At 52.0% G+C, this 14,661-nt stretch carries 11 protein-coding genes; 5 read left to right on the forward strand and 6 right to left on the reverse strand.

Features of this window, described 5'->3' with window-relative positions:
- Positions 1-11: 11 nt before the first annotated feature.
- The 3 genes from AC0YN0_RS02815 to AC0YN0_RS02825 all read left to right on the forward strand — a co-directional run bounded on the left by AC0YN0_RS02815 (position 12) and on the right by AC0YN0_RS02825 (position 4,417).
- A complete protein-coding gene (locus tag AC0YN0_RS02815; RefSeq protein WP_475819894.1) occupies positions 12-911 on the forward strand; it encodes a carbohydrate ABC transporter permease in 900 nt (299 codons plus the stop codon).
- A 116-nt stretch (positions 912-1,027) separates the two neighbouring features.
- Positions 1,028-2,824 carry an extracellular solute-binding protein gene (locus AC0YN0_RS02820; RefSeq protein ID WP_475819895.1) on the forward strand — a complete coding sequence of 599 codons (1,797 nt, stop codon included), beginning with the start codon at positions 1,028-1,030 and terminating at the stop codon, positions 2,822-2,824.
- A gap of 171 nt (positions 2,825-2,995) precedes the next feature.
- Positions 2,996-4,417 carry a response regulator gene (locus AC0YN0_RS02825; RefSeq protein WP_475819896.1) on the forward strand — a complete coding sequence of 474 codons (1,422 nt, stop codon included), beginning with the start codon at positions 2,996-2,998 and terminating at the stop codon, positions 4,415-4,417.
- Between the two features lie 91 nt (positions 4,418-4,508).
- Here the strand turns inward: AC0YN0_RS02825 and AC0YN0_RS02830 are convergent, their stop codons facing one another.
- The 3 genes from AC0YN0_RS02830 to AC0YN0_RS02840 are packed head-to-tail and all read right to left on the reverse strand — an operon-like array spanning position 4,509 to position 7,801.
- The gene (locus tag AC0YN0_RS02830) at positions 4,509-6,353 is read right to left on the reverse strand and encodes a CotH kinase family protein (RefSeq protein WP_475819897.1); all 1,845 of its coding nucleotides are present in this window, start codon (positions 6,351-6,353) and stop codon (positions 4,509-4,511) included.
- A gap of 24 nt (positions 6,354-6,377) precedes the next feature.
- The gene (locus AC0YN0_RS02835; protein ID WP_475819898.1) at positions 6,378-7,085 is read right to left on the reverse strand and encodes a DUF4956 domain-containing protein; all 708 of its coding nucleotides are present in this window, start codon (positions 7,083-7,085) and stop codon (positions 6,378-6,380) included.
- A gap of 2 nt (positions 7,086-7,087) precedes the next feature.
- On the reverse strand, positions 7,088-7,801 hold the full coding sequence (locus AC0YN0_RS02840; protein WP_475819899.1) for a polyphosphate polymerase domain-containing protein: 714 nt from the start codon (positions 7,799-7,801) through the stop codon (positions 7,088-7,090).
- 166 nt (positions 7,802-7,967) lie between these two features.
- Between AC0YN0_RS02840 and AC0YN0_RS02845 the strand changes: the two genes are divergently transcribed.
- The gene (locus tag AC0YN0_RS02845) at positions 7,968-9,215 is read left to right on the forward strand and encodes a purple acid phosphatase family protein (RefSeq protein ID WP_475819900.1); all 1,248 of its coding nucleotides are present in this window, start codon (positions 7,968-7,970) and stop codon (positions 9,213-9,215) included.
- A 763-nt stretch (positions 9,216-9,978) separates the two neighbouring features.
- Here the strand turns inward: AC0YN0_RS02845 and AC0YN0_RS02850 are convergent.
- The 3 genes from AC0YN0_RS02850 to AC0YN0_RS02860 all read right to left on the reverse strand — a co-directional run bounded on the left by AC0YN0_RS02850 (position 9,979) and on the right by AC0YN0_RS02860 (position 13,078).
- Entirely contained in the window at positions 9,979-11,472 is a 1,494-nt protein-coding gene (locus tag AC0YN0_RS02850) for a sensor histidine kinase (protein WP_475819901.1), read from the reverse strand.
- Positions 11,473-11,483: 11 nt separating this feature from the next.
- Entirely contained in the window at positions 11,484-12,176 is a 693-nt protein-coding gene (locus AC0YN0_RS02855) for a response regulator transcription factor (protein ID WP_475819902.1), read from the reverse strand.
- A gap of 122 nt (positions 12,177-12,298) precedes the next feature.
- Positions 12,299-13,078: a helix-turn-helix domain-containing protein gene (locus AC0YN0_RS02860; RefSeq protein ID WP_475819903.1), complete on the reverse strand. Its 780-nt coding sequence runs from the start codon at positions 13,076-13,078 to the stop codon at positions 12,299-12,301.
- Between the two features lie 125 nt (positions 13,079-13,203).
- On the opposite strand from AC0YN0_RS02860, the gene pyk reads away from it, so the two are divergent.
- Entirely contained in the window at positions 13,204-14,622 is a 1,419-nt protein-coding gene (pyk, locus tag AC0YN0_RS02865; RefSeq protein WP_337099390.1) for a pyruvate kinase, read from the forward strand.
- Positions 14,623-14,661: the final 39 nt, after the last annotated feature.

Below are 14,661 nucleotides of genomic sequence, written 5' to 3' on the forward strand. Positions count from 1 at the left end.
GGAGGCAGTCTATGCTAACACGGCGCAAGTACGGCGATGTGTTGTTCAACGTCTTGAACTATACGTTTTTTGCAGTGTTCACGATCATTTGTATATTTCCGTTCTACTACTTGTTCATCAATACGATCAGCAGCAATGATTTAAGCTCGCGGGGACTCGTTACCTTCTATCCGAAAATGATTCATCTGACCAACTACGTCGAGGTGCTGCAGGTGAAAGGGCTGTCGCAGGCGGCTCTCGTATCCGTTGGCAGAACGGTCGTCGGTACGCTTCTGACGGTGGTGGCGTCGGCGTTCCTCGGCTTTCTGTTCACGAAGCAGAAGATGTGGGGCAGGCGGTTCTGGTACCGATTCGTCATTATCACGATGTATTTCAACGCAGGCATCATTCCATGGTACATCATCATGATGAACTTGAACTTGACGAACAATTACTTGGCCTATATTCTTCCGGCCATCGTCTCGCCGTTCTACGTCATTCTCGTGAAAACGTTCGTTGAATCGATTCCCGAGGTGCTGCAGGAGTCGGCGGAAATGGACGGAGCAGGCTATCTGACGATTTTCAGCCGGATCATTATGCCGCTTATCACGCCGATAGCCGCTACGATCGCGATTTTCTCGGCCGTCAGCCAGTGGAATTCATTCGTCGATACGCTGTTCCTTATGACCGACAGCAAGTATTACACGCTGCAATTCGTCTTGTACAAATATTTGAACGAATCGACATCGCTTGCGGCCATCATCCGCAACTCGCAGGGTTCGGGCGGCAACATCGATTTGACGAATATGCAGACGGCTACTTCCGTACGAACGACCGTATCGATGATCGTCGTCCTGCCTATTCTGTTCGTGTACCCGTTCTTCCAGCGATTCTTCGTGAAGGGCATTATGATTGGCGCCGTTAAAGGGTAGCAGGTTAGAGGAGGAAAAGCTGAAGGGAGGTGAGCGCGGCAACTGGCGATGCAGCTTGGGGAGGCAAACGCGAGGTAAACCCATTCATGAGGACAAAAAAAGGGAGGCTCATCTCATTGAAACCCATTCGTAAATCATTGACATTCATACTAGCGATTATTTTAATCGTAAGCACGGCGGCAGCTTGCTCCTCGAACAACAACAAAAGCGGCAATAATACTGCGACCAATAAGCCGGCCAGCACGGACAAAGCGGCAGAGGAAACGGCTCCTCCGAAGGAAGAGCGCGAGGAAATTACGATCGACGTCTTCTCGATGCTCTCGAACTTCGCGGGCGAGCAATCCGGCTGGTATGCGAAGCTGATCAAAGATAAGTTCAACATTAAGCTGAACATTATCGCATCGAACCTAGAGGGCGGCGGCGATACGAAGTTCGCGACGATGATGGCTTCGGGCGATCTCGGCGATCTGGTCGTATTCGGCGATGACGGCCAGAAGTATCTCGATGCCATTAAGGCTGGCATGCTAGTAGACTGGACGAAGGATGGATTGCTCGATACGTACGGCAAAAATATTTTGCAATATGCGCCTAAAGCGATCGAGAAAAACAAAGCCAACTTCGGCGGCGGCTCAAGCGTATACGGCATCGGCTTCGACGTCGGCGACAACAAGGACGGCCCATCCGAAGGCCAAGACTTGACGTATCACCCGAACCTACGCTTTGATCTGTACGATCAGATCGGTCGTCCGCAGATTAAGACAATGGAAGATTACTTGCCGGTGCTTAAGCAGATGCAGGAGCTGCAGCCGAAAAGCGATTCCGGTCGTCCGACGTACGCTTTCTCCTTATGGGCGGATTGGGACGGCAACATGATGATGAACGCGAAGGCTTGGGCAGGTCTGCACGGCTTCGACGAAGGCGACGGCTTCAACCCGGGCGGCTTCTCGCTCGTATCCGCAGATTCCGACGAGTACCAAGGCGTACTGGACGAGGACGGCTACTACCTCCGTGCGCTGAAGCTGTATTATGACGCGAACCAAATGGGTCTGCTCGACCCCGATTCGGTAACGCAAAAGTTCGAAGACGTCGTGAACAAAATGAAAGACGGACAGCTGCTCTTCACTTGGTTCCCATGGCTTGACGATACGTACAACACGCAAGAGCACTTGAACGAAGGCAAAGGCTTCGCGCTTGTACCGTTCGATGAAGAGCGTACATTCTCATACGGATTTGACCCTTACGGCGGAAGCCGCGTATGGGCGATCGGTTCGAAAGCGAAGCATCCGGAGCGCGTCCTTGAATTCCTCGACTGGCTGTACAGCCCAGAGGGCATGATGGTCAGCAACAACGGTCCGGAAGGACTTACTTGGGAGATGAAGGACGGCAAAGCGGTATTGACGGACTTCGGCGTTGAAGCGCTTCCGTCTAACGATACGGCCGTACCTGAAGAATTCGGCGGCGGCTCGTTCAAGGACGGCAAAAGCCAAATCAATAACACATCGTTCAAGTTCACGAATATTAACCCGAACACGAACGAGCCGTACGACTACAACTTGTGGACATCGGTGCTCGAGAAGTCGCCGACGAAGCTGGATCAGAACTGGCGTGCAGCGAACGGCGGCGCTTTGACGGCTAAGGATTATTTGATCAAGAACAACAAGCTCGCTGTCCTGAAGCCAATCTTTACAGGCACCGCGCCGGCTGTCAGAAGCGATGAGCTGGAGCAAAAACGCGGCCAAGTGGCAGACGTGATCAAACAATATTCGTGGAAAATGGTATTCGCGAAAAACGACGGTGAATTCACGAAGCTTCGCACGGAAATGATCGACAAAGCAAAAGGCCTTGGCTATGAAGAAGTACTCGCTTGGGGCGTAGAGCAGAATAAAAAAGTGTTTGAATACCGCAAGCAATAGTTCGTTTCGCACGGCTGGAGTTGGCAAAGGAAAGGGAGAGGAGAGCCTGCTTGCGAGCAGGCTTTCCTTCCTCTTGTTTTACTACAGCTGACATAGTGGGAATCGCATATTGACCATAACTTGTTATTGGACCAAAATGGAGATGTAAGCGCATTACGAAGGAGGGCTTGGATGATTAGAGCGATCGTCGTCGACGATGAAAGACTGGTTCGCAAAGGTTTTATTGCGTTATTCGACTGGACCTCTTTCGGGATTACCATCGTAGGCGAAGCGGCCGACGGGAAAGCAGCGCTTGAGCTGCTGGAGCAGACGGAGGTAGATTTGCTATTCACCGATATAACGATGCCGAGGCTGTCGGGCTTCGAGCTTATTAGCCAGGTAAGACAGCGTTATCCGCGAGTGCGCTCGGTCGTGCTTACCTGCCATCATGAATTCGATTATGTCCAAGAAGCGCTTCGATTGGGCGCTATTGATTATATAGTAAAGACACTGCTTGAGCCGGAAAGCGCGGACGAGGTGATGAGCCGGATCGTTGCTCGGCTGGAATGGGAGATCGGGAATCTAGGCGAGCGTCTGCTGGGATCGGAGGAGGAGAAGCCGCAAGCGTCGGAAGCGTTGTTGTTCTATCCTTCAAATCGTGAAGAGAACAGCAATGAATTACTGCGCCTTGCCGTTGTGAAGCGTAATCCGCTGCTTGCGGTTAAGGAGATGTGGCTCGTACCGATCATGCATACCTTGTCTAGAGCAGAGATGAATAGGGAGCTGGCTCATAGCTTGAGCAGCCGCTGGCAGCCGGTATGGATTACAGGCTTGTATGGACAACCTCTTGATGAAGTGAAGCGAGAGCTGGCCGAGTCGATGGCGGATGAATTGTTTTATAAGCAGCGTCCGAATGATGAACCACTGGAGATTCGCTACGATGAGCTGAAGGATACGGCAGCTGAGCGGCGCAAAGGACTTGGAGGGAATGAGCTTTCCTCGAGTGATGGGATGAGCATGAAATGGATGCTTAGCGCGCTCGACTGGGAGCATTTCATAGGGAAGATTGAGCAGCAGCGCCCATCCTTCGAATGTATCGTGGCTTTCGGAGAAGGATTATGCGCGGATTGGCGCGGTTTGCTGATGAAGGAGAGCGAAAGCTTGGCGATACGAAGCGATATCCGGCGCAATCATACGTGGGCGGAATGGCGCTTGTGGCTGCGTCGATTCTCCGACCACGTCCAGCGGCGTATGATGGAGCTGGGCTTCTCGAAGGAGGTTATGCTCTGCTTAATCCGTGCCATTGTATATATGCGTCAGCATTCCAGCGGCAAGCTGAGCCAGGCCGATGTCGCCGATTATGTGAAGATGAGCCGCAGCTACTTCAGTCAATGCTTCGCGAAGCTTGCGGGCGAGCCGTTCGGCGTTATGCTGCGGCGGATGCGCATCGAGCGTGCGAAGACGCTGCTGCTGGAGACCGATACGCCGGTGTACGAGATCGCGTTCGCCATCGGCTTCGAGGACGACAAGTACTTCAGCAAGCTGTTCCGCGAGCTCGTCGGCAGACTGCCGAGCGAGTACCGCGCCGATGGTGCGCTGAACGGGATGCGGTAGTAAGGGCGGAGTGGAAAGTTGGCAGGGTATAGGTATGTGAAAAGCAATAGAGGAGAGGATGCCGTATGGCATCCTCTCCTTGATTCGTTTATTAGAGGCGTCTGCGTTTGTAGAATACGACGAATACACATGAGAGCAATAAGATAACGATGGCTATGCCTGCTGTGTAAGCTTCTTCGGCAGTTCCTTGCTGCGCAGCGGCTTGTTGGCCGGGCTGGCCGCCGAAACCTCCCATGCCTCCCATGCCGCCAGGGCCACCCATGCCACCGCCCTGACCGTCAGGCGGCTGCATGCCTCCGCCGCCAAAACCTCCGCCGCCGAAACCGCCTTGACCACCCATTCCGCCTTGTTGGCCGTTCGCGTTAGCATTGCCTTGAGCGGGCTGTTGCCCGTTGCCGGCAGCACGAGCATCTCCTTGAGCAGGTTGCCCAATGTTCCCGTCGACAGAGGCGTCATCTTCAACGGTGCCTACAGCAGTCGATTCGTTCTGCGAAGCTCCATTGCTGCCTGCACCTTCTTGCGTGTTCGGCATTTGCGGCATCTCACCATTTGCGCCGCCTTGACCCTCTTGCATCATACCGCCCATGCCGCCTTGGCCGCCGAAACCGCCGCCGCGTCCACCACCACCCATGCCGCTGCTTCCGCTGCCCGAGCCGTCGCCCGAAGAGGGAATCGTTCCGTCAAGCTGCTGAGCGATGGATGCCGTTTGCGTTAAGTTGAACGAAACGACCTGTGCTACGCCTTGCTCATACTGCTCATAGGTATAGAAGGCTGACGGATCGGCCTTCACTGATTCAGAGATTAACGCAGAGAGCTCTGTTGTTCGCTTAGCAAACGCGGCTTCGGATAAATAGCCGTCCAGCATCTCTGCGATTATCGAGTGATATTGTTCCAAATATGCTTCATCCTCCAGCAGCTTAGCGACTAGCGGCCGATCCGCGAGTGAGCCGGAGGTCGGCTCGTCGATCAAAATTCCCGATCCCCCGAAGCCGCCGAATGACATATTATAATCCCATGGCAGAATATTGAAAATGCCTTCATCCTCATACAAGTAGTAGTTATGTTTCTTCTCCGATAAGTAGCTGTCCATATTGCCCGCCACGGCGTTAAGGGCAATAAATTTCAGCGTCTTCTCGATGTCCAGAACACTCTCGTAATCGGTACCGTTATTCAGTTCATCCAGCATAGTCAGCAAAATATCGTCGTTTGACTTGTCCGACTTCAGATCAAGGCCCGTGTAAGCATCGATCGTCTCCAGCCAGTTCAATTCGCTGCCGTTGCCGCCGTTTGCTTTGTACAACGCGCCGTAAGAGTTGCCGAAGTTGCGCTCCAGGTACGCGTCGCCGATTTGCTCGACTGCCAGATAGAAGCCCCATAACTCGCCGTTCACATAGACGTTAACGTAGCTGTATTTTGGCGTGGGCAAGCCCATACTCTCGGCAAGCTCATACGACAGAAACTCCCTCATATAAGAAGCATCGCTGTAATTGTTATTCAAGTTGATTTTGCTAACGCCGGCCAATGTCTGGTTCACATATTCGTCGAACGACAGCTTGAAGCTGTATCGATCCGAATCGGCCATATTGACGACACTGTTCAAGCTCAGATTGCCTTTCGTCCGTATACCGACATTGTCGAAGTGCTGTCCGTTATAATCAATCGACGCTTCATGCATCTCCTCGGCGCTGGCATTGTCCAGCATGTTCTGGAACTCATCCTCGTCAATCGTAATTTTCACGTCGATTATTTCGTCCTTCGGAAACACTTCTTCATCGAGCTGTTGCTCTTCCTTCGTTGCTGTTGCCTCGGAATCTGAGCCCGTTAAACCGATGAGGGAGGCGAAGTCGGTGTTAGACCCGGCCGCGCATCCCGTCAATCCGATTATGAGGAGCAGAGAGAACAGCACGAGAAGGAAGCTGTGGAACTTCGCATTCATACGTGTTACCTCCTATTCCTCTCCTTAGGAAACATAATCGCCGCTGTAGCTAATAAGCACGGCATTTTTGACGCCTCCAAGACCCGATAGTTCGCCCACGAATTTGCCTTCTTGGTCACGCAGACGCACTTCGAGCGTCATTTCGATATTGCCTGCCGTAACTGTTTTTTGCTTCACGTTGTAACGTTTGACCAGCTTGCCCATGCGGCTATGAATTTCTTTCTCGGTATCGTCTCCATCGCAGTTAACAACAAGCAAGTATGGCGTTTCTACAGTGCCTCCTTTAATGAAGAAGAACAGAATAAGACCGACAACTACGGAACCGATGACGGCTAACGTGAAGAAGCCTGCACCCGTTACGATACCCGCGACTGCCGCCCAGAACAGGAAGATCAGGTCGGTCGGGTCTTTGATCGGCGTTCTGAAGCGGACGATCGACAACGCGCCGACCATGCCGAGCGACAGGACGAGATTCGAGTTGATCGCGATAATGACCACGGCTGTAATCATCGTCATGCCGATGAGGGAGACGTTGAAGCTCTTCGAGTAGAGCACGCCGCTGAAAATCCGTTTATACAGGACAAAGATGAAGAAGCCGATTAGAAAAGCGACTGCGAGCGTAATTAATATTTTCGCAATGCTAATGTCCGAGCTGACGTTTTCGAGTACTGATTTTTTGAGAATATCGGTAAAATTAGTTGTAGTATCGGATGTTGTTGTGTTTGTTTCCATTTTTAATAATCCTCCCAAGTGTTGTATTTCAGAAACTTGCGGCAAATGACGTATTTGGACGCCGACTGCCTGTTCAAGCCTTCAAGCTGCAGCGCGGTTCGGATATAAGCCGGAATATACTCGTCGTATTTGACCTCAAGAATAATGAGATTCTCGTCGATCGCTCTTACCGGTTCCAGATTCTTATCGAAAATATCAAGTGAATGAAGCCCGGTTCGCAGCTCCTTATCGAAAGTGATCCGAACGTTCCCGTTCTCGCATACGTAGGGCTCGCGGACGTAATCGACGATGACTTTGGGCCTCAGCAGCTTCTGTCTCATCTCGTTGTACAGCTCCAGCATGAGCGGCTTCAAAGGATTGTTGAGCACCTCGTAATTGCCGGCCATGATTTCATCGTACATCGCTCTCGTAAGGGGCACCTTGACCTTGGCGATATAGTCCTTGAATTTGATTTTTTTCTCAAAATGAATGACGTTGTCGCTTACGTTGTATATGCGAATGCGGTATTTGGAACGATCGCGAATGCCGCCGAGCTTCTCATGCAGCGCTTTATTGTTAACGTCATCGAAATATAGGCTTCGGATATGGTACTCGCCAGTCGGGCCGACATGATCGTCTTGTTTCATCAGGTTTTTCAAGCGCTGTCGAATAACAAAGTATTGATGCTGGTTGATGAAAAACTTCAATTCATTGCGGTATTTTAATGTGGTTGTCATGTTCACACCTCGTTTCATTTCCGGTTTGCGTGGCCTGAGTTGCTTACTGGAGCAATTGTACCCGCCTTTACTGATTCTTAACTTAATGCCGGCTGAAAGATTGCTGAATGCGCTTTATGTCAATTTTTTGTTAAGATGAGGGGAGAGAAAGGAGGCGGTACGATCGATGAGAAGTAGAGATACTTGGCTGTTGCTGCTGTTCTGCTTGCTTTTGGTTGCCGCCGTGTACGGCTTCGAGAAGTGGAGAGCTGTGGATGGAGATAAGCCTTATGCAATTGTGACTACATTCAAGAGTGACCCGCAGACGAGCCGCGCGTTCACTTGGCATACGAAACAAGCCGGGGATAAAGCTGTTCTGCAGCTTGTTAAGGGAACCGATGCTGATTTCGATGGCAAAGATGTTATGACAGTAGCGGGCGTTACGACGGTTATGGAGCTTGGGAGCAGTGAGAAGAGGGGCGTGCACAAAGCGGAGGCAACCGGACTCGAACCGGGCGTTACTTACACGTACCGGGTTGGGAGCGGAGAAAAGGGCGACTGGAGCGAGGCGGCAAGCTTCGTGACGGAGTCTGCAGGTGCAGAGGAAGAGGACCAAGAGCCGTTCACGTTCATTAACGTAACGGATTCGCAAGGCGTGACGGAGCAGGATTTTGATCTTTGGGGCAACACGCTTGATCGGGCTTTCGCTACGTTCGAGGAAGCGAAGCTGATCGTTCATAATGGCGACTTGACCGAAAATCCCGACGAGGAGAGCGGGTGGACGCATTTGATCGAGAAGGCGGCCAAGTGGGTGAGAAGCGTGCCGTTCATGCCCGTAACCGGCAATCATGACGAGGTCGACGGCAATGCGGATATGTTCATCTCGCACTTTAACTTGCCGGGCAACGGCGCGGAAGGTTCCATTGAAGGAACAACCTACTCCTTCGATTATGGACCTGTCCACTTCGTGATGCTGAACTCGGAGTCGAATCGCAAGGCGCAGACCGATTGGCTGCGTGAAGATCTTGCGGCAACGGACAAAAAATGGATTGTCGCCTCGATTCATCAAGGGCCGTATGGAGGCAATTCTTATAAGAAGACCCTCGATTGGGCGGAATTGTTCGACGAGTACGGCGTTGATCTCGTTCTGCAAGGCCATAATCACGAATACTCCAGGTCGTATCCGCTAAAGGGCGGGGAGATTGTCGGAACAGGTGACGGCGAGGACGGGAATCGCGAAGGCACAGTCTACGTCGTTACGAATACGTCAGGACAGAAGTTTAACGAGAAAAAGGAGGACCAGTTCTACCACAAGGTTCACTTTCAGAATGAGAAGCAGATGTTCGCCGGTATTACGGTCGACGGGAATAAGCTGACGTATGAGGCGTATGACGTGGACGGTGCGAAGTTGGACTCGTTCGTGATTGTTCGTTGAGGATCGGAATAGGCGAGTGGCGGATGATGGTTCCGTTGCAGAATGTGCAACAGAACCATCCATTTCGTCGGTGAACGAGCATTGTCGTTGCACTTATTGCAACACAATCTGTCTCTGAGTTTGGCATAGACGTCATTTATGGCGCATCAGTTGCAGTTTCTGCAACGAGGGATTCTAATAGGGGGGATTTCCCGCCATCAGTTGCAGTTTATGCAACGAGAAGTGAATATATAAACCTCAAACCACACACCACAGTAACTCAGCAATGGAGCACCCCAGCACCTTAGCAACTCTACAAACGAGGAACCGAGCACCTCAGAAACACAGCAACACAGTAACTCAGCAATGGAGCACCCCAGCACCCTAGCAACTCAGCCTTATAGCCATACAGTATCCAAGTAACCGAGTACCTCAGCCCTCAAGTATTCCCTCAACTCAGCCTCCAGCAACTTAAGCCTCAACCAGCTCACTCCTTGCCCTGAGCGATCTCACAGTTTGTGGCTATGTTGGATATTGGCAGTAACTTTCTCCTTGTAGTCGGTGAATTTTAGTCTATGTTGGATATCTGCACTAACTTTCTCCGGCAAAGGCCTAGATAGACGGATAATCAGAGAAATTGATGCAAATATCCAACATAACGGCGAATAGAGCCTCAAAGTGGCTTAATATAATGCAGGAATCCAACATAGCTGTTACTGGTTAGGAGTTCGTGAGAGATAATGCTAATCGTGCATGACGTCATACGTTGTCAGCAAAAACGAAGCTAACCTCCGAGCGGAAGCAGCACGCGGAATTGCGTGCCGACGCCGGGCTCGCTTGCGACGTCGATCGAGCCGTTATGCGCATCGACGAGCGATTTCGTAATCGATAGCCCGAGACCGGCGCCGCCGCTCTTGCGTGTGCGCGACGATTCGCTGCGGTAGAACCGCTCGAACAGATGCGGAATATGCTCGGCGGCAATGCCTGTGCCGTTATCTGAAACGGTAAGCTGCGCATGGCTGCCGCTTACGCCGATGGAAAGCGAGATGCTGCCCGTATCGGAGTCTGTATGCTGGACGGCGTTCAGGAACAGATTCAGCACGATTTGCTTCAGCTTGTCGGCATGATAACGTCCTGTAACCGGATTGCCGCCAGTCTCGATCTGTACCGAACGGCTGCCGGCGAGCAATCGAAGCTGCGGCTCCATCTCCGTAAGGAGCAGATCGAGCCGCACCGGAGCAAGAACAAGCTCCGGCGCCTGATCTAGCTTCACGAGCGTGAGCAAATCCTCTACGAGCTTGTTGATTCGCCGCGATTCGAGCCCCATGCTCGCAAGCGCGCGGTTCAACTGCTCGGGATTCACTGCCGCGCCTCGCTGAAGCACCTCGATGAAGCCGTGAATCGAGGTGAGCGGGGTGCGCAGCTCGTGGGACGCATCGGCAATAAAGCGCCGCATCCGGTCCGTCGTTCGCCGTTCGGCTTCGAACGAAAGCTCCAGCCGCGCGAGCATGCCGTTGAACGCTTCGGACAGCCGATCGATCTCCAGCTGTCCTTGTTGCGCAGGCAATCGGATGTCCAGATTGCCGGCATCGGTGTCCGACGCTGCCTGCACCACTCGCGACAGCGGCGTCAACGTCTTGCGAAGAAGCGGCAAATAAAGCGATAGTCCAGCCGCCAGTGCTAGGACGGCGAGCGAGATGAAGATCGCAAGCTGCGTAAATAGCAGCTTCTGCAGCGAGGCCGTCTCTGCTCCGGCTTGAACCATGCCGGCCGCCCGGTTGCGAGGATCGGCGAGCCTGAGTACGACAAGCTGCTCATGACCGTTGATGTCAGTCGCGATGCGATAGCTGATCGACTTGCGACTCAAGAGCTCTGCCTTTATATCCGCATATTGCTGCGCGGTCAACTGAGGCGAAGCAAGCTCTGGATTATCGGTTAAGTCGTCCACGACCCCGTCGTTGCCGACGAAAGCGAACGACATGCCCGGCTGATAGAAGACGGGCGCTTGAGGTCGCTGCTTAGGCGGTTCCATGCGAGGCGCAGCACCTTTGCCCTCCCTATCGTCAGGCTTGCTTACGCTCACGCCAAACCAGTCCATTGGCATCGATAGGAGCTGGGCACTCAGCGTGTTGGCTTTATTTTCATAGACGAAATCCTTCATCAACACATATTGCAAGACGCCGATTAATAGGAGCAGCGCTGCCAGCAGGAGAAGCGTTCTGCTTAATAGCTGGTAACGAAGGGAGCTGGGGGCAGCGAAACGCATGATTCGGCTCATCAACGGCTGCTTCATGGCAAGTCGAGCCGGTATCCGGAACCGCGCAGCGTGCGGATTAGCCGGTGCTCCTTGTCGCCAAGCTTGTCTCTAAGCGAACGGATATACACCTCGACAATGTTCTCTTCTCCGCCGAAGTCATAGCCCCATACTTTGTCCAAAATAAGCGATTTGCTTAGAACGACTCCATTGTTCATGACAATAAACTTAAGCAGCTCGTATTCCGTAGGAGATAGCTCGAGCACATGATCATTATAAATAAGTTCCTTGCGGCGGTCATCGATGCGGAACGGGCCATATGATACTTCGCTTAGCAAATTCGGGAATTGATTACGCAGTCTTGCCCCGATTCGGGCCAGCAGCTCGCTGAAGCTGAACGGCTTCACCAAATAATCGTCGGCGCCGAGCGTTAGCCCCTTCACGCGATCCTCTACTTCATCCTTGGCCGTAAGCATAATAACGGCTACTTGACTGCCTGAACGTTTGATCGCGTCGCATACTTCGAAGCCGTTCATGCCCGGCATCATGACGTCCAAGACAACGATATGGGGCTGATGCTCCCGATAGCGCTCCAACGCGCTTTCACCATCCGGCGCCGTATAGATCTCGAACCCCTCGTTCATGAGTCCAAGCTCTAGAAACTCCAAAATAGGCGGTTCGTCATCGACAAGCAACATCCTGATTCCTTTCTTATTCGCAGCAGGCATCGATCATTACCCCTTTCCAAGGACCTAAGATCATTATCGAATATGTGGACGATTGTTGCATCTTTTTCATTGTTCTTTCAGCAAACTTTAAGGTGTGTGCGTACGGCTGGCTATAAGCGCGGTCAGTTTGGACGGTTATGCGCGAATTGCGCAGGTGTGCTTCCGGTCGTTTTTTTGAACAATTTATGAAAATAGGATACGTCGTTATAGCCCAAATAAGCCGCGACCTCGCTCACGGTAAGCAATGACTCGTTCAGCATGTAGATCGCCGTGCGAATGCGGACCGAATGAACGTATTCACTGATGGTTTGGCCCGTCATTTTGCTGAACAGGGTGGCGGCATAGTTAGGCGTTACACGGATGCAGGCGCCCAGCTGCTCCTTCGTTATTTTCTCGCGATAGTGTTCGGCGATGTAAGTCTTCATTCGCTCGACATTAGCCTTGGCGCCCAAGGAGGAGGCGCTTTGTTCCAGCTCTCTGCTCCACAGGGCAAGCAGTTCTGTTACTTTCGCTTGACCTCTAATCGCGGCATAGGGCAGCTCCTCTATCCACTCGGTATAAGTTACTTTAAGCAGATCCAGAATGAGCTCGTAATACCCTACTTTGGATTTCAGCCGCTGTCTGCCAGCTAGTATCGGAAGCTTTGCTTCTTCATCAGCAAGCGTGTTGAATCGAACGACATATTTTTCATGGAAGACGGTTGGGATCGTTTTGCCGTAATAACGGGTGCCCGCGGGCAGCAGCAGCATTTCGCCTTTCTCGACAATGACCTTCTCATCTTCGATCCAGTACACAACTTTGCCATAAGTAACGAGCACGATGGAGAACGAGGACTCCACGCCGTTATAATCCTCATACCAGTCCATGCCTTGGTCGCGACGTACGGTCTGTAGCTCAAGCATGGGCACGCTAACCTTCTTTCGATTACAATACTATATTACATGTAGTGTACTATAGTTTATTTCATTGGGATACCTATCCTTTTATAATTAAATAAAAAACTACGTGAACTTGAAAGGATAGACAGATGAGAAAAACAAAAATTGTATGCACAATGGGACCAGCCTGCCAATCCGGCGAAGTCATGCAACAAATGATCAAAGCGGGTATGAACGTTGCAAGGCTCAATATGGCACACGGCGAGCTTGAGGATCACAGCGAACGAATTAGAACGATTCGCGCAGCAGCGGAAGCTACGGGCAGCGTCGTATCCATCATGATGGATATTAAAGGACCTGAGGTTCGCATCGGCAAGCTGCAAGGCGACTCGTACGAGCTTGTCAAAGGCAATAAGCTGACGCTAACAACAGAAGAGATTCTGGGCACAGCCGAACGCATCTCGGTTAATTACTCGGAACTGCCTTTGGTTGTAAGCATTGGCGGCAAAATCCTTCTCGATGACGGTTTGATCGAGCTCGAGATCGAATCGGTTGAAGGAACGGAAATCGTCTGCACGATCATCAACGGCGGCATCATTAAGCCGAGAAAAGGCGTTAACCTTCCAGGCGTGCGCACTACGCTTCCAGGCGTTACTGAACGCGACATCATACACATTAACTTCGGGATCGAGCAAGGCGTCGATATGATTGCCGCTTCGTTCGTACGCAAAGCCGAAGATATATATGAAATCAAGCAAATTCTTGAAGAATCGGGAGCGAGCCACATTCAAGTGCTTTCGAAAATCGAGAATGAAGAAGGCGTCATCAACCTTGACGCAATTATTGAAGCTTCGGACGGCATCATGGTTGCCCGCGGCGACCTCGGCGTAGAAATACCGGTCGAAGACGTTCCGCTTATCCAGCGCGAAATGATCGAGAAGAGCAATCGTGCAGGCAAGCCGGTTATCGTAGCGACGCAAATGCTTGATTCGATGCAAGTGAACCCGCGCCCTACGCGCGCGGAAGTAAGTGACGTAGCAAGCGCTGTATTGCAAGGCACGGATGCGATTATGTTATCGGGCGAGACGGCTGCCGGCAAATATCCGATTGAATCGGTGTTGAAGATGGCATCCATTGCCGAACGCGCCGAGAGCATTTTCGATTACTCCAGCCATTTCCAAAAACAAGCGGAACGCCAAGCGACTTCGATTACCGAAGTGATCTCGCAAGCGGCCGTCAGCTCCTCACGCGAGCTGGGCGCGAAAGCAATCATCGCTCCTACAGAGAGCGGCTTCACGGCGCGCATGGTATCGAAGTACCGTCCTGAAGCGCCGATTATGGCGATTGCGACGGATGAGAAGACGCTGCATAAGCTTTCGCTCGTATGGGGCGTTATTCCTGTGAAGGGCAATCGCCCAGCATCTACGGATGAGTTGTTCCAATCTTCGCTTGAGAAGGGACGCCAAGGCGGATTGCTTGAATCGGGAGATTTTGCGGTCATTGCAGCAGGCGTACCGATCGGCAAGACCGGTGCTACTAACTTGATCAAGATCGTACAAGCGGACTAATTATATAAGGTTCTGGGGAAACGGGAGGGCAGATGCCTT

It is taken from the genome of Paenibacillus sp. J22P218 (assembly GCF_056269195.1).

Excerpts from the sequence above, each read along its gene's own strand:
- AC0YN0_RS02815 (WP_475819894.1), top strand. The coding sequence starts at position 12 with ATGCTAACACGGCGCAAGTACGGCGATGTGTTGTTCAACGTCTTGAAC.
- AC0YN0_RS02825 (WP_475819896.1), top strand. The coding sequence starts at position 2,996 with ATGATTAGAGCGATCGTCGTCGACGATGAAAGACTGGTTCGCAAAGGT.
- AC0YN0_RS02830 (WP_475819897.1), bottom strand. The coding sequence starts at position 6,353 with ATGAATGCGAAGTTCCACAGCTTCCTTCTCGTGCTGTTCTCTCTGCTC.
- AC0YN0_RS02835 (WP_475819898.1), bottom strand. The coding sequence starts at position 7,085 with ATGGAAACAAACACAACAACATCCGATACTACAACTAATTTTACCGAT.
- AC0YN0_RS02840 (WP_475819899.1), bottom strand. The coding sequence starts at position 7,801 with ATGACAACCACATTAAAATACCGCAATGAATTGAAGTTTTTCATCAAC.
- AC0YN0_RS02845 (WP_475819900.1), top strand. The coding sequence starts at position 7,968 with ATGAGAAGTAGAGATACTTGGCTGTTGCTGCTGTTCTGCTTGCTTTTG.
- AC0YN0_RS02850 (WP_475819901.1), bottom strand. The coding sequence starts at position 11,472 with ATGAGCCGAATCATGCGTTTCGCTGCCCCCAGCTCCCTTCGTTACCAG.
- AC0YN0_RS02855 (WP_475819902.1), bottom strand. The coding sequence starts at position 12,176 with ATGCCTGCTGCGAATAAGAAAGGAATCAGGATGTTGCTTGTCGATGAC.
- AC0YN0_RS02860 (WP_475819903.1), bottom strand. The coding sequence starts at position 13,078 with ATGCTTGAGCTACAGACCGTACGTCGCGACCAAGGCATGGACTGGTAT.
- pyk (WP_337099390.1), top strand. The coding sequence starts at position 13,204 with ATGAGAAAAACAAAAATTGTATGCACAATGGGACCAGCCTGCCAATCC.